The organism is Thauera carbonicopians (assembly GCF_025699485.1).
Classification (GTDB): Bacteria; Pseudomonadota; Gammaproteobacteria; order Burkholderiales; family Rhodocyclaceae; genus Thauera.
The window spans coordinates 160,900-180,057 of record NZ_JANUXN010000001.1; the positions used below are offsets into that span (position 1 = coordinate 160,900).

16 protein-coding genes, 3 tRNA genes and 1 pseudogene are annotated in these 19,158 nt (G+C 63.4%); 16 read left to right on the top strand and 4 right to left on the bottom strand.

What is annotated here, in order from left to right; all coding sequences use genetic code 11:
* The first annotated feature begins 99 nt into the window (after positions 1 to 99).
* The 8 genes and pseudogenes from tig (at position 100) to NX068_RS00800 (ending at position 8,703) form a co-directional block, all read left to right on the top strand.
* Positions 100 to 1,404: a trigger factor gene (tig, locus tag NX068_RS00765; protein WP_263459380.1), complete on the top strand. Its 1,305-nt coding sequence runs from the start codon at positions 100 to 102 to the stop codon at positions 1,402 to 1,404.
* Between the two features lie 20 nt (positions 1,405 to 1,424).
* Complete coding sequence (gene clpP / locus NX068_RS00770) at positions 1,425 to 2,063, top strand: ATP-dependent Clp endopeptidase proteolytic subunit ClpP (RefSeq protein ID WP_068635121.1); 639 nt, start codon at positions 1,425 to 1,427, stop codon at positions 2,061 to 2,063.
* 18 nt (positions 2,064 to 2,081) lie between these two features.
* A complete protein-coding gene (gene clpX, locus NX068_RS00775; protein ID WP_263459381.1) occupies positions 2,082 to 3,350 on the top strand; it encodes an ATP-dependent Clp protease ATP-binding subunit ClpX in 1,269 nt (422 codons plus the stop codon).
* 113 nt (positions 3,351 to 3,463) lie between these two features.
* On the top strand, positions 3,464 to 5,875 hold the full coding sequence (lon, locus tag NX068_RS00780; protein WP_263459382.1) for an endopeptidase La: 2,412 nt from the start codon (positions 3,464 to 3,466) through the stop codon (positions 5,873 to 5,875).
* A 229-nt stretch (positions 5,876 to 6,104) separates the two neighbouring features.
* Entirely contained in the window at positions 6,105 to 6,377 is a 273-nt protein-coding gene (locus tag NX068_RS00785; RefSeq protein WP_263459383.1) for an HU family DNA-binding protein, read from the top strand.
* A 40-nt stretch (positions 6,378 to 6,417) separates the two neighbouring features.
* Positions 6,418 to 6,493 (top strand) — tRNA-Val (locus tag NX068_RS00790).
* A gap of 193 nt (positions 6,494 to 6,686) precedes the next feature.
* Positions 6,687 to 7,001: pseudogene (locus NX068_RS00795) on the top strand (phage integrase central domain-containing protein); the annotation flags it as partial.
* Between the two features lie 157 nt (positions 7,002 to 7,158).
* Positions 7,159 to 8,703: a Fic family protein gene (locus NX068_RS00800; RefSeq protein ID WP_263459385.1), complete on the top strand. Its 1,545-nt coding sequence runs from the start codon at positions 7,159 to 7,161 to the stop codon at positions 8,701 to 8,703.
* A gap of 258 nt (positions 8,704 to 8,961) precedes the next feature.
* Here NX068_RS00800 and NX068_RS00805 read toward each other — a convergent pair whose 3' ends face one another.
* Positions 8,962 to 9,435, bottom strand: a complete 474-nt coding sequence (locus tag NX068_RS00805; RefSeq protein ID WP_263459386.1) for a hypothetical protein — start codon at positions 9,433 to 9,435, stop codon at positions 8,962 to 8,964.
* Between the two features lie 204 nt (positions 9,436 to 9,639).
* Here NX068_RS00805 and NX068_RS00810 point away from each other — a divergent pair, with 204 nt between their 5' ends.
* From NX068_RS00810 to NX068_RS00825, 4 genes are read left to right on the top strand one after another with little or no spacing between them, the layout of a single operon-like run.
* The gene (locus tag NX068_RS00810; RefSeq protein ID WP_263459387.1) at positions 9,640 to 10,212 is read left to right on the top strand and encodes a hypothetical protein; all 573 of its coding nucleotides are present in this window, start codon (positions 9,640 to 9,642) and stop codon (positions 10,210 to 10,212) included.
* Positions 10,209 to 11,591, top strand: a complete 1,383-nt coding sequence (locus NX068_RS00815) for a 7-cyano-7-deazaguanine synthase (RefSeq protein ID WP_263459388.1) — start codon at positions 10,209 to 10,211, stop codon at positions 11,589 to 11,591. Before NX068_RS00810 ends, NX068_RS00815 begins: the two co-directional genes overlap by 4 nt.
* Positions 11,588 to 12,775, top strand: coding sequence for an XRE family transcriptional regulator (locus NX068_RS00820; RefSeq protein WP_263459389.1), 1,188 nt, complete (start codon positions 11,588 to 11,590; stop codon positions 12,773 to 12,775). Before NX068_RS00815 ends, NX068_RS00820 begins: the two co-directional genes overlap by 4 nt.
* Entirely contained in the window at positions 12,750 to 13,376 is a 627-nt protein-coding gene (locus NX068_RS00825) for a PIN domain-containing protein (RefSeq protein ID WP_263459390.1), read from the top strand. The genes NX068_RS00820 and NX068_RS00825 overlap by 26 nt, the downstream gene beginning before the upstream one ends.
* 59 nt (positions 13,377 to 13,435) lie before the next feature.
* Here NX068_RS00825 and NX068_RS00830 read toward each other — a convergent pair whose 3' ends face one another.
* Together NX068_RS00830 and NX068_RS00835 are read right to left on the bottom strand one after the other, a co-directional pair.
* Positions 13,436 to 13,672: a hypothetical protein gene (locus NX068_RS00830; RefSeq protein ID WP_263459391.1), complete on the bottom strand. Its 237-nt coding sequence runs from the start codon at positions 13,670 to 13,672 to the stop codon at positions 13,436 to 13,438.
* 703 nt (positions 13,673 to 14,375) lie between these two features.
* Positions 14,376 to 15,206, bottom strand: coding sequence for an SIR2 family NAD-dependent protein deacylase (locus NX068_RS00835; RefSeq protein WP_263459723.1), 831 nt, complete (start codon positions 15,204 to 15,206; stop codon positions 14,376 to 14,378).
* Between the two features lie 125 nt (positions 15,207 to 15,331).
* Here NX068_RS00835 and NX068_RS00840 point away from each other — a divergent pair, with 125 nt between their 5' ends.
* The 3 genes from NX068_RS00840 to NX068_RS00850 all read left to right on the top strand — a co-directional run bounded on the left by NX068_RS00840 (position 15,332) and on the right by NX068_RS00850 (position 16,323).
* The gene (locus tag NX068_RS00840) at positions 15,332 to 15,997 is read left to right on the top strand and encodes a phosphatase PAP2 family protein (protein ID WP_263459392.1); all 666 of its coding nucleotides are present in this window, start codon (positions 15,332 to 15,334) and stop codon (positions 15,995 to 15,997) included.
* Between the two features lie 124 nt (positions 15,998 to 16,121).
* Positions 16,122 to 16,196: transfer RNA gene (locus tag NX068_RS00845), tRNA-Val, on the top strand.
* Positions 16,197 to 16,248: 52 nt separating this feature from the next.
* A tRNA-Val gene (locus NX068_RS00850) sits at positions 16,249 to 16,323 on the top strand.
* Between the two features lie 67 nt (positions 16,324 to 16,390).
* Here NX068_RS00850 and NX068_RS00855 read toward each other — a convergent pair.
* Complete coding sequence (locus NX068_RS00855) at positions 16,391 to 17,308, bottom strand: LysR substrate-binding domain-containing protein (protein ID WP_263459393.1); 918 nt, start codon at positions 17,306 to 17,308, stop codon at positions 16,391 to 16,393.
* 160 nt (positions 17,309 to 17,468) lie between these two features.
* Between NX068_RS00855 and NX068_RS00860 the strand changes: the two genes are divergently transcribed.
* Entirely contained in the window at positions 17,469 to 19,157 is a 1,689-nt protein-coding gene (locus tag NX068_RS00860; protein WP_263459394.1) for a DUF1302 domain-containing protein, read from the top strand.
* The last annotated feature ends 1 nt before the right edge of the window (position 19,158 follow it).

Consider the following 19,158-nt stretch of genomic DNA (forward strand, 5'->3'; position numbering starts at 1 on the left):
TTCAACGCGTTTGCGCTGGCGATGTGTGCGTGCGTCCTTGTCGAAGATGCATGCCGACGCCGGCGAGAACGGTTTTTTTGACTTCTCAGGATCGACCCAATGGAGCAGAACCAGGTAACCCCGAGCGCACTCGAGCGCCGTATCGACATCGCCGTTTCGCTGGCGGACATCGAGAAAGAGGTGGATGCCCGCCTCAAGCGCATGGCGCGTACGGTGAAGATGCCGGGGTTCCGCCCGGGCAAGGTGCCGATGAAGATCGTCGCCCAGACGCACGGCGGCCAGGCCCGCGGCGAAGCGGTCGGCGCGGCGGTCGAGAAGGCTTTCGGCGACAAGGTGCGCGAGCAGAACCTGCGCGTGGCCGGCTACCCGAACATCGAGCCCAAGGACGCTGCCACTGAAGGCACGCTGGAATTCAGTGCCGTGTTCGAGATTTACCCGGAAGTCGCCATCGGTGATCTCGCCGGCCAGCAGATCGAACGTCCGACCCTGGTGGTCGGCGATGCCGAAGTCGACAAGACGCTCGACGTGCTGCGCAAGCAGCGCACCTCCTTCACCGCGGCCGATCGTGCCGCTGCCGAAGGCGACCGTGTCGTGATCGACTTCACCGGCCGCAAGGACGGCGAAGTGTTCCAGGGCGGCCAGGCCGAGGACTTCCCCTTCGTGATCGGCGCCGGCGCGATGCTGAAGGACTTCGAGACCGCGGTGACCGGCCTGACGGCGGGCGAGAGCAAGACTTTCGACATGACCTTCCCGGACGACTACCATGCTGCCGAACTGGCCGGCAAGACCGTCCAGTTCGAGATCAAGGTCAAGCAGGTCGAAGGCCCGGTGCTGCCGGAGATCGATGCCGACTTCGCCCGTTCGCTGGGCGTGGCCGACGGTGACGTCGCCAAGCTGCGCGAGGAAGTGAAGGGCAACCTCGAGCGCGAGGTCAAGCGCCGCATCCAGGCCAAGGTCAAGGAACAGGTGATGAACGCGCTGATCGCCGTGACCCCGATCGAAGTGCCGAAGGCGCTGGTGCAGGGCGAGTCGCAGCAACTGGCCGAGAATGCCCGCCGCGATCTGGAGATGCGCGGCATGAAGACCAAGGACATCCCGGTCGATCCGTCGTGGTTCACCGAGCAGGCCGAGCGCCGCGTCCGCCTGGGCCTGATCATGGCCGAGCTGGTCAAGGCCAACGAGCTGCACGCCAAGCCCGAGCAGATCCGCACGCTGGTCGAGGAAATGGCGCAGAGCTACGAGGATCCGTCCGAACTGGTGCGCTGGTACTACGCCCAACCCGAGCGCCTGGCCCAGGCAGAGGCCGTGGTGATCGAGGACAATGTCGTCGCCTGGGTCAGCGAGAAGGCCCAGACCACCGACAAGGACGTGACTTTCGACGAACTGATGGGCAACGCGGCCTGAGTCCGCAAAGGGTCTGACCAATGATGCAAGGAACACCCCAGCACAGCAGCGACTGGAACCCGGTCGGCCTCGGCCTGGTCCCGATGGTGGTCGAACAGAGCGGTCGCGGCGAGCGCGCCTACGACATCTATTCGCGCCTTCTGAAGGAGCGGGTGGTGTTCCTGGTCGGGCCCGTCAATGACGTGACCGCCAACCTGATCGTCGCCCAGTTGCTGTTCCTCGAATCCGAGAATCCGGACAAGGACATCTCGTTCTACATCAACTCGCCCGGCGGCTCGGTCACCGCCGGCATGGCGATCTACGACACCATGCAGTTCATCAAGCCGAACGTCAGCACGCTGTGCATCGGCCAGGCGGCGAGCATGGGTGCCTTCCTGCTGGCGGCGGGCGAGAAGGGCAAGCGCTTCATCCTGCCCAACTCGCGCGTCATGATCCACCAGCCGCTGGGCGGCTTCCAGGGCCAGGCCTCGGACATCGAGATCCACGCCCGCGAAATCCTCTACCTGCGTTCGCGCCTGAACGAGATGCTGTCGAAGCACACCGGCCAGCCGCTCGAACGCATCGAGAAGGACACCGACCGCGACAACTTCATGTCAGCCGCGGCGGCGGTCGAGTACGGCCTGGTGGACAAGATACTGACCAGCCGCGACGACACCTGATTCAGGAGAACCCCCGACATGACGGACAAGAAGGCTGGCGGCGACAAGCTGCTGTACTGCTCCTTCTGCGGCAAGAGCCAGCACGAGGTGCGCAAGCTGATCGCCGGCCCTTCGGTCTTCATCTGCGACGAATGCATCGAACTGTGCAACGACATCATCCGTGACGAGGTCGTTGGCGCCGCAGACCCGGAAGGCACCAAGGGCGCGCTGCCCACGCCGCGCGAAATCTGCGAGATCCTCGACCAGTACGTGATCGGCCAGGGACAGGCCAAGCGCAATCTTGCGGTGGCGGTGTACAACCACTACAAGCGCCTGCGCCACATCGAGGCGCGGGAAGACGACGTCGAGCTCGCCAAGAGCAACATCCTGCTGATCGGGCCCACCGGCTCGGGCAAGACGCTGCTGGCGCAGACGCTGGCGCGCCTGCTCGACGTGCCCTTCGTGATGGCCGATGCGACGACGCTGACCGAAGCCGGCTACGTCGGCGAGGACGTCGAGAACATCATCCAGAAGCTGCTGCAGAAGTGCGACTACGACGTCGACAAGGCGCAGCAGGGCATCATCTACATCGACGAGATCGACAAGATCTCGCGCAAGGCCGACAACCCCTCGATCACCCGCGATGTGTCGGGCGAGGGCGTGCAGCAGGCGCTGCTGAAGCTGGTCGAAGGCACGGTGGCCTCGATCCCGCCACAGGGCGGGCGCAAGCACCCGAACCAGGACTTCATCCAGATCGACACCACCAACGTGCTGTTCATCTGCGGCGGCGCCTTCGACGGCCTGGAAAAGGTCATCCGCAACCGTACCGAAAAGGTCGGCATCGGCTTCGGCGCCGAGGTCAAGAGCAAGGAAGGCAAGAACCTCACCGACACCTTCCGCCAGGTCGAACCCGAGGATCTGATCAAGTTCGGCCTGATCCCCGAACTGATCGGCCGCCTGCCGGTCGTCGCCACACTGCAGGAACTCGACGAGGCCGCGCTGATCCAGATTCTGGTCGAGCCCAAGAATGCACTGGTCAAGCAGTACCAGAAACTGTTTTCGATGGAAGGCGTCGAACTCGAGATTCGTCCTGCGGCACTGCATGCGGTTGCCCGTAAGGCGATCCGGCGCAAGACGGGGGCACGCGGCCTGCGCTCCATCCTCGAAGCCTCGCTGCTCGACATCATGTACGACCTGCCGACCTTGAACGGTGTCGAAAAGGTGGTTGTCGATGAGGCGACCATCGAGGAAGGCGGCAAGCCGCTGCTGATCTACGCCGAGCAGCCGAAAGTGTCGGGTGCCAACTGAGACCGGCGAAGCGGACTCGTGTGATCGTCGTCCAGCCGTGGGTCGTACCCGTCGCTTGAATTTCCAGGTCATGCCCATACATGGGTATGACCTTTCTCATAAGGAAAATTAAAATGTCGGGTTCCGCTGAACTCCCCAACGGACAACTGGAAATGCCGCTGCTGCCGCTGCGCGACGTGGTGGTGTTTCCGCACATGGTCATCCCGCTGTTCGTCGGACGGCCCAAGTCGATCAAGGCGCTCGAAAGCGCGATGGAAGCCGGCAAGAGCATCCTGCTCGTCGCGCAGAAGTCGGCGGCCAAGGACGAGCCCTCGATCGAAGATCTCTATTCCATCGGCTGCATCGCCAACATCCTGCAGATGCTGAAGCTGCCCGACGGCACCATCAAGGTGCTGGTCGAGGGCGTGCGCCGTGCGCGGGTGGACTCGGTCGAAGATCTGCGCCACCTGTTCGTCGCCAAGGTGACGCCGGTGAAGGTGACCGAGGTCGACACCAACGAAGTCGAGGCCATGCGCCGAGCGATCGTTGCCCAGTTCGACCAGTACGTCAAACTGAACAAGAAGATCCCACCCGAGATCCTGACCTCGCTGGCCGGCATCGAGGAAGCCGGTCGCCTGGCCGACACCATCGCCGCCCACCTGCCGCTCAAGCTTGAGCAGAAGCAGGAGGTGCTCGAGATGTTCGACACCGGCGAGCGCCTCGAAAAGCTGCTGAACCAGCTCGAAGCCGAACTCGACATCCTGCAGGTCGAAAAGCGTATCCGTGGCCGCGTCAAGCGCCAGATGGAGAAGAGCCAGCGCGAGTACTACCTGAACGAACAGGTCAAGGCCATCCAGAAGGAGCTCGGCGAAGGCGAAGAGGGCGCCGACCTCGAGGAAATGGACAAGAAGATCAAGTCCGCCGGCATGCCCAAGGAGGCGCTCGCCAAGGCCCAGTCCGAGTTCAAGAAGCTGCGCCTGATGTCGCCGATGTCGGCCGAAGCCACCGTCGTGCGCAACTACATCGACACCCTGATCGGCCTGCCGTGGAAGAAGAAGTCCCGCGTCAGCAAGGATCTGGCCGAGGCCGAGAAGGTGCTCGACAAGGACCACTACGGCCTGGAGCGGGTCAAGGAACGGATCCTCGAATACCTTGCCGTACAGCAGCGCGTGGACAAGGTCAAGGCGCCGATCCTGTGCCTGGTCGGCCCCCCGGGCGTGGGCAAGACCTCGCTCGGCCAGTCGATCGCCAAGGCCACCAACCGCAAGTTCATCCGCATGGCGCTCGGCGGCGTGCGCGACGAAGCCGAGATCCGCGGCCATCGCCGCACCTACATCGGCTCGATGCCGGGCAAGATCCTGCAGAACATGAGCAAGGTCGGCGTCAAGAACCCGCTGTTCCTGCTCGACGAAGTCGACAAGCTCGGCATGGACTTCCGCGGCGACCCGAGTTCGGCATTGCTCGAAGTGCTCGATCCGGAGCAGAACCACACTTTCCAGGACCATTACATCGAAGTCGATTTCGACCTCTCCGATGTGATGTTCGTGGCCACCGCCAATACGCTGAACCTGCCGCCGGCACTGCTCGACCGCATGGAAGTGATCCGCCTGTCCGGCTACACCGAGGACGAGAAGGTCAACATCGCCCAGCGCTATCTGCTGCCCAAGCAGATCAAGAACAACGGCCTCAAGCAGGAAGAAATCTCGGTCACCGAGGAAGCCCTGCGCGACGTGGTGCGCTACTACACCCGCGAAGCCGGCGTGCGCAGCCTGGAGCGCGAGATCTCGAAGATCTGCCGCAAGGTGGTCAAGCAGCTCGTGCTCGAAAGCCGCAGCAGCAAGATCGTCGTCAACGCCAAGAACCTCGACAAGTTCCTCGGCGTGCGCAAGTACAGCTTCGGCATCGCCGAGAAGCAGAACCAGATCGGCCAGGTCACCGGTCTGGCATGGACCGAAGTCGGTGGCGAACTGCTGACCGTCGAAGCGGTGCAGCTGCCCGGCAAGGGCAAGGTGCTGAATACCGGCAAGCTCGGCGAAGTGATGCAGGAGTCCATCCAGGCGGCGCTATCGGTGGTGCGCAAGCGAGCCCGCTCGCTCGGCATCGACGAGGACTTCCACCAGAAGAGCGACATGCACATCCACCTGCCGGAAGGCGCGATCCCGAAGGACGGTCCGTCCGCCGGCATTGCGATCAGTACCGCGCTGGTGTCGGTGCTGACCGGTATCCCGGTGCGCTGCGACGTGGCGATGACCGGCGAAATCACGCTGCGCGGCGAAGTGCTGCCGATCGGCGGCCTCAAGGAGAAGCTGCTGGCCGCAGTGCGCGGCGGCATCCGCATGGCGCTGATTCCGGAAGAGAACGTCAAGGATCTGGCGGAGATTCCGGAGAACATCAAGAACGCTCTGGAGATCGTGCCGGTCAAGTGGATCGACCAGGTGCTGGAGCGTGCGCTGGAACGGCGTCCGGAGCCGCTGCCCGAAAAGGTGGCGACACCGGTGGCGGCCTCGGATCCGGACGGGGTCAGCGCGGCTCAGCGGCCGCACTGAGTTCCGGCAGATCCACCGGGCGTAGTTCCTGGCATCCACCCAGACAAAGCCGTAGCGTGTGTCATGCACGCTGCGGCTTTGTCATGTGGTGTATCACGCGTTGACCCGCCGAAGTGCGCGCGCTATAAAAACCGGAATCGGCGGGACAGCAGGCCGTACCGGACATCCGTACCGACGCGGATAAGCAGTGAGCGTCATCCCATCGCAGTGCACTTTCGGAGGGATTCAAGTGAACAAATCAGAACTGATCGACGTCATCGCAGCACAGGCCGAAATCTCCAAAGCCACGGCAGGCCGAGCCCTGGATGCAGTCGTCGCGGGGGTGGTGGAGGCCCTCAAGGGCGGCGACAGCGTCACGCTGGTGGGTTTCGGTTCGTTTTATGTCGGTGAGCGGGCGGCGCGCACCGGCCGCAATCCGCGTACCGGCAAGAACATCAAGATCAAGGCAGCGAAAGTCCCGAAATTCCGTGCTGGCAAAGGCCTGAAAGATGCAGTAAACTGATGGGCTTTACTGGGCCGCCTGCCAAAGGCGGTTTCAGCGCGGGTGCTTAGCTCAGTTGGTAGAGCGTCGCCCTTACAAGGCGAATGTCGGCGGTTCGACCCCGTCAGCACCCACCAAGAACAATTGTCACACGGTGGCAAGAAGTACCAGAAACCCGCATCGCTAACGGCTTTGCGGGTTTTTTATTATGTCAGGCAGGATCAGGCCGTGGCACCTCATACCGTCAAAAGCGGCGCTATCTTTGACGGTATACCGCTTTATGGGGTGCTGAGATGCCTCTGAACGACGCAGGCTTACAAGCTCGCGAACGAGCGCGGATTGTACCTGTTGATCCGGCCCACAGACGGAAAACTCTGGCGTTTGGACTACCGTTACGACGGCAAGCGCAAGACGCTTGCCCTGGGAGGCTATCCTGACGTAGCGCTTGCCGATGCACGCAAGGCGAGAGGATCGGGCGCTCGACCAATCGCGGAGATCATGGCGCCTGAGCTGTTGAGCACGCTCAGGCGTATCAAGGTGCGAGGCGCGATCGACTCCGCCCACCGTGCCAAGCAGATCGCTGGCCAGGTTTTTCGCTATGGCATCGTCACTGGCCGGGCGGATCGGAGCCCCGCGGCGCCTTGACACCAGGTTCTTCTAATCATTTTTCGAAAGACTGGCTTTTCCGTCATCGTTTTTCTTCGCCATTCATTGGATTTGTGTAACCATTTCAGTCATCATTTTTCTCTTCTCATGGCTGGTCATCATCGTTTTTTGATGACCATAAGGGGATTTATGTAACATGCAGATCGGTTTCAAGGCCTTGGAGGCCCAGTTCGGCATCGTCCTGGTACAGCCCCTGCGCGTGGAGTCCACCATCGGCACCACCCGTTCGATGCGGGAGTCGCCGGAGCGCATCCAGAACCAGTACCCGGGAGTCTACAGGCCGGCCGATACCTTTGCCGGGCATTTCGAGTTCGGCCTGAAGTACGAGGAGATCCACCTCGAATTCTTTGCGCGGCTGTTCACCGCCTGCGGGCCGGAGCCGCTCGAACGGTGGTGCAGGGCGGAACCGTTCGGTCAGTACGCGCGCCGTGCGGCCTTCTTCTACGAGTGGCTCACCGGGCGCCGGCTGGACGTCCCGGACCTGACCGGCGGGACCTATGTCGACGCGGTGTCCGCCGATGCCTACCTGACGCGCACCGAGGCCGTCCGGGAGCGGCGCTGGCGGATCAACAACAACCTGCCGGGTACGCCTGCGTTCTGCCCCCTCATCCGCCGCACCCCGACCCTCGGCCAAGCGTTGCAGTTCGACCCGTTCGGCGCGATCGTGGAACTGGATCGCCAGTTCGGCGAGGACGTGCTGATGCGCGCCGCGGCGTGGCTCACGCTCAAGGAGTCACGGGCGAGCTTCCTGATCGAGCACGAGGCAGACAAGACCGACCGCATCAAGCGCTTTGCCCACGTCATGGCCGAGCACTGCGGCAAGCTCGAAGTGCCGCTCGGCATCGGCAGCCTCACCGTGCTGCAGAAGGGCATCCTCGGCGAGACGGCGCTTCGGCTCGGCACGCGCCGATCGCCGGTCTTCGTCGGCCAGGCAACCCTTCGCGACGACATCGTCCACTACATCGGCCCCCACTTTTCGGTGCTGGATGGAATGCTGGACGGTCTGAAGGCGTTCGAGCAGGCGACTCGCGGACGGGAGGTACTGGCGCGGGCGGCCGCTATCGCGTTCGGTTTCGTCTACATCCACCCGATGAGCGATGGCAACGGACGCATCCACCGCTTCCTCATCAACGACACGCTGCAGCGCGACAAGGCCATTCCGGCCGGTGTGGTCCTGCCCGTGTCGGCGACCATCACCGGCGTGCGCGAGTTCGGCCACGGATACGACCGGGTGCTGGAGGTGTTCTCGCGCCCCTTCATGCGGCGATACGACACTGCGCACCGATTCGGGGAGATGGTCACGTACGAAGACGGTGTGCGGTCAAATTTCGTGTTCGATGCCTACGACGACGCCAACCATGCCTGGCGCTACCCGGACCTCACCGAGCACGCGATCTATACTGCCCAACTCGTCGCCCACACGATTCGGCACGAGATGGCGGACGAGGCTCGCGTCCTGGTGCGGTTCGAGCTCGCGCAGCGGCGCATCAAGGACGTGCTGGAGATGCCGGACCCGGACGCCGTGCGCATGATCCGGTCGATCAAGGAGAACGGATGGCGAATCTCGGGCAAGCTCGCGAAGGAGTATGCGGTGCTCCATGACAAGGCCCTGGCCTTGCGCGTCGTCGAGGCCGTGCAGTCCGCGTTCGAGGATCGCGAGCCGGCGCCCATCATCGAGTGACCCCGTGGCCTTAGGTCGACGCACGCCGGGACGCCTGACCGAGAGCGCCGGGGCCTGATCGAGCCGAGCAGCGAATTGCTCGAAGATCGCGTGCACCGCATGGGCACGCTGCGGCAGGTGTTCGGTGAAGGCGACTGGCTGAGTTCGGCGCAGTTGAATGCACTGAAGATCATCCCGCCCAAGACGGTGGGGCGACGAGAAGCGCGCTGCCGCTTCTGGCACAAAAAAAACCACGGCGTTCGGCCATGGGGGATCCGCTCATGCGGCTCGCCTCGTTTCTTCCATATCGGCTCGGCCGCTGCCCGCCTTGTCTCGGTCGAGATCGAGTTCCTTCTCCAGCGCCCGCTGGCGGGCCAGCAGGTCGGCGAGCCGGCCTTCGTGTTCAAAGGGCCGGGCCAGCTCCAGTTGCAGGTCTTCCAGGCGCTTGCGCCGGTTCGCCTGCGACTTCACCGCATCGGCGTGCGACTTGCCCATCAGTTCCAGCGCCGCGACCAGCGCCGGCCTCGTTTGGTAAGGGTCGGCGTGATACTGGCAGTTTCCGGCCAGATACAGATTCGGCACCTCGCCGCCGCGGGTGGCCCGGATGCCCAGCTCGAAGCCGCCGAAGCGGCCCACGATCCGTTCGACCGGGTGGCTTGCCGTTCGCAGGTCTTCCTTCGCGGACTTCACCAGGCTACGCAGCGCGTCGCCCACGGCATCGGCGCTGACGATCCGCCGGTGGCCGATGTCCACGGAAATACCCTCGAGGGTCGCGCCGGCGATCGCCTTCCAGATCCTCCTTCGTCGCCATCAGTACTGCGGCGTTCGGGTAGCAAGACATCCGGGCAGGGCACAAGAAGTTTGGGAGCGCCTCCCGGGCCGGGGCTGCCACGCCTGCAGAATCACATTTGACATTGTCAGTTATTTTGCTTCATAGTTTTGACATTGGAGGTGCTGATGAGCGATGGCCCTTACAGAAGCCTGCCCATGTCGCGCGGATGGAAGCGATTGGCGGAGTTTGCAGAGAACGTGAATTTCGATCGCGCTGATACCAGCGCGGCGGCCAGCCACGCCCTAAAGACGACCTGGACCAACGAAGTCCCCGCCATCGTCGTCAAGGGTCTTCGCGACGTGTTTTTAGAGAAGGAACCGGGGCTCTTCGCCGATACGCGCCTTGCGCGCGTCGAGGCTGTAGTCGCCGACACGGCGGGCTATGGGCTCGGCCGCCTGCTGGCTGCTCATGCCTCATCCGTCCTCGCCGAGGGGCTCACCGGTGAAGCAGGCCTCACGGAAGCGACGAGGCGCGCGCTCGAGTCGTACGCGGCACGGTCCGTGCGCCAAATCGAAGAGCATTACTGCCGCAAAGCATCCGCGCGTCTGACTGCGCAAGTCCGTACCCGTATCTCGGACGCTATCGGCAGTGCCGATATCACGACGCTCGCACGCCAGTGTGCAGGACTGGAGCCCCGCGCGCGACTGGGGAGGGGCATCCGCAAGCATGACGACATTGACGCAGGAGTTGCGCTGTGAAACTTGATGATGACAAGGCTGCAGTCCCGTCCTTGCGCGTCGATGTCGTCGAGACCGGCCAGCGCCCCCGGCGCGGCCGGACGCCCTGCGAGATCGGCGGCGACCTGACCTTCACGACTGAGCATCTAGAAAGCTACTGCTTGGCGCAGTGGGAGCCGATCATCTTTGACGCGCTGGTCGTCGCAGCGGCTGTGGAGTTCTGTGATCGCATGCAGCGGCGCAAAACCCAGCATTGGGGCCGGATCTTCGAGCTTTGCATTCCCGTTCACGATCCTGACCGCTGGCGCGCTGCCGCCGTAAGCACTAGCCTCAAGGACGCACTTGAATTCCTCACCGGGGACCGGTGGGAGATGTCTTTTGTTTCGCGCAAGGCTCCCGCCTATGTGCCGCATCAGTTTCCTTTTGATCTGTCGAGCGACGCGCAGGCTGTGATCCCCTTCAGCGAAGGGCTGGACTCTCGCGCCGTCGCGGGCCTGATGCACCGCGAAATGAGAGACGGCCTGATACGCGTGCGGCTCGGCACCAAGGAATTCCTGCCGGGCACCGGCGCATCGGATGTGAAGCAGCCCTTTACCTCGATTCCCTACCGGGTGAAGCCCAAGACCGGCGTGTTCAGAGAGTCGAGCGCACGCTCGCGCGGCTTCAAATTTTCGTTGGTAAGCGGCATCGCTGCCTATCTGGTCAAGGCCAAGCGGATCATCGTGACGGAGAGCGGTCAAGGTTCGCTCGGACCTGTGCTCGTAACCGTGGGTCAGGGCTACGAGGACTACCGCAGCTATCCGCCGTTCATGGACCGCATGGAAGTCTTCCTTCAAGCGCTGTTCAATTACCGCGTACAGTTTGAGTTTCCCCGGCTCTGGTACACCAAAGGCGAAACGCTGGCCGCCTTCGTGCGCGCGTGCACCGATGGGGGGGCGTGGAGCACGACCTGGTCATGCTGGCAGCAAAACCGGCAATCCTCCGTTGACGGACACAGACGCCAATGCGGCATCTGCGCGGCCTGCATGCTCAGGCGCTTGAGCGTCCATGCCGCAGGCCTGAGCGAAGCGCCAGAGATGTATGTGTGGGAGAACCTCTCGGCACAGACGTTTGAGGGTGGTGCAGCGCCCGGTTTCGCACACACCACGAAGGCGCTGCGCGAATACGCTATCGCGGGCACGCTTCACCTTGACCACCTGGCGACGCTACAAAAATCGCCGATGAACAAGGGAATGATCGACCTCACTATTTCTCAGCTTAGCCACTCCCGTGCGCTTCCCGAAGACACGGTCCGCGCTTCGCTGAACCGCCTACTAAATCAACATGAGAGTGAATGGATGAGTTTTCTGGATAGCCTCGGACCAGAGGCCTTCGTGATGAACTGGGTGGGGCGGCCATGACCGAATCCCCGCTAAGCGCGATGTCACCTGCCGAAGTGGGCGAGCGCCTGCGCCTTGCCCGCGAAGCCGTCCGCATGACGCAAAAGCAAGCCGCTGATGCCATATCGGTTGCGCGCACGACGTTGGTTGCCGTCGAGCAAGGCCAGCGCCGTGTGCGGATCGATGAACTGCAGCAGCTCGCCAAGACGTATGGCGTGTCCGTCAACGCCATCCTGCGTCGCGAGGCCGTGCATGTCGATCTGGTGCCCCGCTTCCGTAAACTTTTCGACGCCAAAGACTTTGCCGCTGCCGCGGCGACCGAACTGCTTGCCAACCTGGCGCGCGCCGAAGTGGAACTGGAGAACGTACTGGGCGTAAAGCGCGCCCGCAATTACCCGCCGGAGCGGCCGATCCTTCCCGGTGACGTGCGAGTGCAGGCCGAACAGGATGCACTGGAGCTACGACAACGCCTAGGCTTGGGCTTCGCCCCCATCGCCGACATCGTCACTCTGCTGGAGATGGAGCTTGGCATACGGGTGTATGTCCGGCGCTTCGAAGGATCGGTCTCAGGCGTCTTCGTCTACGATGAGACGCTCGGTGCATGCATCCTGCTCAACGCCAATCATCCGCGCGAACGCCGCAACCAGACGGGCGGTCACGAGCTGGGGCATTTCATTTCGGTGCGGCACGAGCCCGAGGTCCTGCATGCGGACGAGCCGGAGAACTCCCGAGAAGAGCGTTACGCCAATGCCTTCGGCCGTTCCTTCCTGACGCCTGCAGGGGGCGTGCGCCAGAAATTTCAAGAGATCACTGCAGGCTCGACGCATCTGACGCGCCGCCACATCATCGTGCTGGCGCACTTCTTCGGCGTATCACGCGAAGCTATGGTCCGGCGGCTTGAAGAGCTGGGTCTGACCAGGAAGGGTACGTGGGACTGGTTCGCGGCAAACGGCGGCATCACCGATGCGCAGGCGCAGCAGGTGCTGGGCGACCTGCGCACGGCCGACCACCAAAAGGCAGAGGCAGACAAGCCGACCACTCTGAGGCTCAATCTGCTGGCCGCCGAAGCCTATCGGCGCACGCTATTGAGTGAAGGGCAGCTTGCACGGCTTCTCCATCTTGATCGCATCGAGCTCCGTGAGATGCTGCAAGACATCGAGCTGCAGGAGGACGAGGCTGATGGCGCCCCCACCCTCCTTGCCTGAGAAACCCGCGCTCCTGATCGCGGATACAAGTGTCGTAATCAATATAAACGCGACGGGCTGTGCTGAGAAGCTTCTCAAGGCGTTGCCTCATCGCGTTGCGGTGGTTGATGTCGTCGTTGACGAGATCAAAGGCGGCCTCCGGAAAGGCCGTCAGGATGCAGTCAGGCTGGCGCAGCTCATCGACTCTGGTTTGGTCGAAGTGGTGACGCTGAGGTCACACGGCCTGATTCAATTCGAAAATCTGGTGATCGGCGCGTCCGGCGGGACCCTCGACGACGGCGAAGCCGCCACGATTGCCTACGCCGCCGATATCGGTGCGCATGCGCTCATCGAAGAGCGCAAGGCGCGCCGTCTGGCTGCCGATCAATATACGGCCGTGCCGCTCGGCTGCACGGTGGATCTCCTCAAGCATGCCAGCGTTGAGCGCGCACTCGGCATAGGAGGCATTGCCGATGCGCTTCACAACGCCCTTACCGGTGCCCGGATGCGTGTGCTGCCGCATCACATCGCATGGGTAGTCGGCGTCATCGGCGATGAGCGTGTGGCGGGCTGCCTGTGCTTGCCGGAAGCGGTCCGCAAACAGGCGCTTGCGCGCCTTTGACAAGTCGCCATGCCGATGCCACCCGCAACCCGGAGAGGGTGCGGGCGACAGCCGTGTGGTCAGTATTCGTTGGGCAACAGAATCGTCGCCACTGACCGGGCGGCTTCGGTCATGATCCAGAGGCAGTTGTCGCCAAAACCCGCACAAGGCTTCTCGGGATAGATGGCGTAGGCCGAGAGGATGCGCTCACCGGTATCGACCGCGTGCAGGTTCATCTCGGCGTTCTCGGGATCAATGCATCCCCGATCACGGTGGATGTGGCGTGCCACAAGGCCCGGAAACGTGGCGTTGAGCACCGACGAGCTGCGCTCATGCGCTGACCAAGGGACCGCTTGGTGTCAATCAGCGTGAGTACGTCGACCCGCAACCAAAGTCGGCAACCGCTGCACTCCGGTCATTGGGGCGAAAAGGCCGAACGGCTGTTGAGGGTCGGTAGTTCCAATTCGCAGGATGGAGAAGCTGTCATTCGCCGTCGCCTGACGGCCGAGCGGCAGGTGACCAGCGCATTGCCGCCCGACATCACGATACGCTGTCGTACCCTATGGCAGTGGCTGCAATTCTGGGAACAAGAACTCCCCCAGGTCCTGATGTTCTCGGGCGGGCTCAAACGCTGTGCGTCCTCGGCGCGACACGGCGTATAGCGCTTTTTCCAGCGCTCCGGCGTTCCCTCCGTCTGCATAGATTCTACCCCGCGCGACCAGAACACAGGATCGCCTACCGAGCTACACTACAACGAGTTGTTGAGGAAATCTGCTGCGCACCAGCGTCACCGCCCACGCCAGTGGTGCGTAGTGTGGGGTACTAATGGGGTATGTAAAAGTTCGAATTGAAGAAGGTGCTTTTAATCAATATTTTGAAAGCCAAATTCGACCCCGTCAGCACCCACCAGACATGCTGCCAGTCAGCAATTCAAAAGCCCGGCAAGCCGGGCTTTTGCTTTTCCGTCGCCGAACAAGGCAAAACCGATGTTCGGGAGCTGAGCGACAGGCGCGGGTTCTTTCAGGCGAGGGGAAAACCTTCTTCGCGCAAGGCGTTCATGGCCTCGCTGCCTCTCAGTGACAGGCATACCTTCTTCCCTGATGTGGTGCCCGCTTCGCGCAGATTGATGCGGATGAGCGGCGCCCCCTGTCTTTCGCCGAACAGGCGGACGGAAGGAATGGTCGTGCCGGCGCCGATCTCGATCACGACCAGGCGTTCGACCGTGCACCGCCAGGCATCCAGTCGGGCGTGTTGTGCCTCCGAACGGTTTTCGATCCAGCCCCAGTCGCCGAACATCAGGATGTTCGGGCGCGCCATCGTGCCGCAGCGGGGGCACAGGGGCGGGGCGTTGATCAGTTCGCAGGCCTTGGCATCGATCTCCGGGCTGAAGCCCTCGGCGGGCCAGATCGCGGCGCTGCAAGGTTCCATGCATTGCAGATGGTGAATCGAGCCGTGGCATTCGACGATGCGATCGGCGCTGAACCCCGCTTGCTGAAACTGCCCGTCCACATTGCTGGTGAATACGAAAGCGCCTTGCGGCAGGTGCTGTGCAATCTCCCGCAGCATGGTGAACGCGGGGCCGGGGCGGGTCTGCCGGTACAAGGCCAGCCGATGGCCGTAGAAACCCCAGGCGAGCCAGGGCCGGCGGCGAAAGGCGGCCGGGTTGGCGATTTCCTGGAAGTGCATGCGGGCTTTGCCGAGCGCGGGGTAAGCTTGCCACATGCCCTCGTTGCCACGGAAATCCGGCAGACCGGAATCGACGCCCAGGCCGGCGCCGGCCGTGATGAGAAGCCCGTCGGCCTGGGCGATGAGTCGGGCGCAGTGGATGAAATCGGCATTCAGATCGTGCATGGTGTGGTCTGTGGCGTGGTGTGTCATACAGCGATTGACCATTCTAGCGGCACAGCGACAGGCTGTTGCCGTATGAGAAGTGGATCGCCGCAGCGATCGGAGAAACGCAGAACGAGGGAGGAAAAATGAAGTTTCTGCGCACATGGCTTGAACCTCGCATTCTTGCGGTGGTGCTGTTGCTGGCTTCGGCGGCCTGGATTTTCATCGCGGTTGCGGACGAAGTGGCGGATGGCGATACCGTGACCCTGGATCGCGCCATCATGCTGGCGCTGCACCCGCAACCCGATACCGGCGGGCCGATGTGGCTGCAGTCGGCAGCGCGCGACGCCACCGCGCTGGGCAGTACCACGGTGCTCAGCCTGCTGGTGTGCATGGCCGTGCTGTTTCTGCTGCTGTCCGGGCGAAGAGGCATGGCGCTGTTCGTGCTGGCGTCGACCCTGGGCGGGACCTTGCTCAGCACCTTGCTCAAAGGTGTCTTTTCCCGGCCGCGGCCGGATGTGATCCCGCACGGCGACTTCGTGACGAGTGCGAGCTTTCCGAGCGGGCACGCGATGATGTCGGCCGTCGTATATCTGACGCTCGGTGTCCTGCTCGCCCGCCTGGCGAATGCACAGGCGCAGAAGCTCTACATCATGGGGGCCGCGCTTTTTCTGTCGGGTATCGTGGGCTTGAGCCGGGTCTATCTCGGTGTCCACTGGCCGACCGATGTGCTGGCAGGCTGGGCGGCCGGCGCGGCCTGGGCCCTGGGCTGGTGGATGGTGGCCGAACTGGTGTGGAGAAGGTGCGGATGAAGGGCGGTGCTGCGGGCAAGTGGAGCCGCTGTCAAGACAGGATTTGCCCGGCAGTCAAGCGACCGACAAAAAGCCGGCTTGACGGGCCAGGGTGCCGCTTCTACAATGCGCCCTCTTTGCGGAAGGGCGGTTAGCTCAGCGGTAGAGCACTGCCTTCACACGGCAGGGGTCACTGGTTCGATCCCAGTACCGCCCACCAGGCCTCAAGCGCCTCCTTTCGCAGACCGATCGCGCGAATCTTTCGCCGGATCGGGCGGTTAGCTCAGCGGTAGAGCACTGCCTTCACACGGCAGGGGTCACTGGTTCGATCCCAGTACCGCCCACCAGAATCCAAACCCCAGTCCGTCCCGGCTGGGGTTTTCGTTTTGTGCTCCCGTATGCTGAATGCGAGGCTCATTCCGTCAAGGCCGCTCCTGACTGAAGAGTGGAACGCATTTGCTCGATGGTGCCGAGAAAGGCTTCGAGAATCGGGGATTGATCGTCGCTGCGGTAGATGCAGCTCAGATCGACCTGGGCATGGTCCGGCAGGCCGGTGAGGGGTTTGTATATCACCCCGGGCAGGGCCAGCGAGGTGGTCGATTCCGGTACCAGGCAGACGCCGAAGCCGCCGGCGGCCAGTGCCACGCCGGTGATGGCGTCGCTCACTTCCTGCGAAACGAGGGGTTCGAAGCCCGCTTCGTGGCACAGCGTCATCACCTTGTCGATGAAGTTCGGGCGCGCGCCGGTGGGGAAGAGCACCAGCGGGTGATCGCGCAGCGCCGGGAATGGCACCGATTCTTGCGCGGCCAGCGGGCTGGTGTGGCTCATGGCCAGCAGCAGCCTCTCGTTGGCCACCAGCCGGGTGGTGATGTCGGGCAGTGGCGCCAGCATGCGGTTGAAGCCGACCGTGATGCGGCGCTGGCGCAGGGCTTCGATCTGTTCGCCCTTGTTCATGGTGTGGAGGACGATCTTCACCTCCGGGTAGGAGCGGCGGAAGGCCAGCAGCAGCTTGGGGATCGCGTCGAGGATCGCGGTACCGAAGATGCCGACGTCCAGCCGCCCGAGCTTGCCTTGCCCCGCGCGCTGGGTGCGCTCGGTGGCCTGCTCGACGACGGCGCGGATGTTGCGCGCTTCGTCGAGGAACAGCGCCCCGGCCTGGGTCAGCTCGACGCCGCGCGGCGTGCGGTTCAGCAGGCGGACGCCCAGTTCTTCTTCGAGCTGCTGGATCTGCCGGGTGAGCGGCGGCTGCGAGATGTGGAGCCGGGTGGCGGCGCGGCCGATGTTCTGTTCCTCGGCGACGGCGATGAAATATCTCAGGTGGCGCAGGTCCATGCGCTTTCTCCGGTATTGATCCGGGATGATCATACTTTAAAGGTATTAATCGGTCCATAAATCGGTATTGGACGGCATTTCGACTGCTCTATAAGGTTCGTGCCATCCCGGTAGGTCGGATACGGATCCGGGATCCAGATAACGATTGGAGGAGGAAGGCATGGACAAGAGGGCACACCCGCACGGCCGTACCCGTTTTCGCATCAAATCCGTCTGTCGTGCCGTTGCCGGCGCGTTCGCGGGGCTTGCGGCCTCCGGCGCCGCGCTCGCGTTTCAGATCGATACCGGCAATCCGGACATCAGGATGAGCTGGGACAACACCGTCAAGTACAGCGCGAGCTGGCGCGTGAACGGCATCGACCGCGGCGTGGCGGACGACTCCATCGGGCCGCAGGCGAACACCAATGACGGCGACCAGAATTTCGGCCGGGGGCTGGTCTCGAACCGGCTCGACCTGCTGTCCGAGCTCGATTTCCGCTATATGCGCAAGTACGGCTTCCGCATCAGCGGGGCGGCCTGGTACGACCAGGTCTACAACGAGTCGAACGACAATCCGGGCGCCCTCGGCGGCGCGCTGCTGAACCAGCGCTCGGCGCGCTACAACGAATTCACCCGGGCGACGAAGAAGCTGCACGGGCGCAAGGCCGAGTTCCTGGATGCCTTCGTCTATGGCAGCTTCGAGCCGGCCGGCATGAACCTCAACCTCAAGGCGGGGCGCTTCACCCAGCTTTACGGCGAGAGTCTGTTCTTCGGCTCGAACGGCATCGCCGGGGCGCAGACGCCGCTCGACCTCGCGCGTGCGCTGTCGGTACCCAACTCGCAGTTCAAGGAGGTCGCGCGCCCGGTCGGGCAGGTGTCGGTGACGCTGCAGATCAACCCCGAGGTGACGCTCGGCGCCTATTACCAGGCCGAGTGGCGCAAGTCGCGCCTGCCGGCGGCGGGCAGCTATTTCAGCTTTGCCGACTTCGTCGATGAGGGCGGCGAGCGCCTCATCCTTGGGCCGGGGCAGGAGGTCTTCCGGGGCAAGGACATCGAGGCGAAGGATTCCGGCCAGGGCGGGGTGCAGCTCCGCTTCAAGGCCGGGGATTCGGAATATGGCTTCTATGCTGCCCAGTTCCACGACAAGATGCCCCAGTTCTACGTGCGCCCGGGCGTCAACGTCCAGCCCGGCAGCATCGGCGACTACGTCATGGTCTATGCGGAAGACATCCGCACCGTGGGCGCCAGCTTCAGCACCCTGCTGGGCGAGACCAACGTCGCCGGCGAACTGTCCTTCCGCGACAACATGCCGCTGGTGGGCAGCGGCATCACGATGATCCTGCCGGGCGACGCCACGGCCGACGGCGGCGACGACGCGGCCTTCCCCAAGGGCCGGACGATGCACCTCAACCTGTCGGCCATCAGCGTGCTGGGCGGCAGCGCGCTGTGGGACGGTGCGACCTTCATCGGCGAGTTCGCCTACAACCGGCGGCTGAAGGTCACCGACAACGCCCATCAGCTCGACCGCCTCGCCACGCGCAGCGCGAGCGCGATCCAGCTCGTGTTCACGCCCGAGTACTTTCAGGTGGCGCCGGGGCTCGACCTGCAGGTGCCGATCGGTCTCAGCTACGGCCTCAGCGGCCGCTCCTCGGTGAATGGCGTGCTGTTCCCGTCCGAAGGCGGCGGCAACTTCAGCATCGGCGTCAAGGCCGACTACCAGCGGACCTGGCAGGCGGGCCTGAACTACACGCGCTACTTCGGTGCGGGCGGCTCCGTGATCCGCTACGACACCGCGGTGCCCGAGCTTTCGTACGACAACTTCCACCGCGACCGGGATTTCGTCTCGCTGTCGATCCAGCGCACGTTCTGAC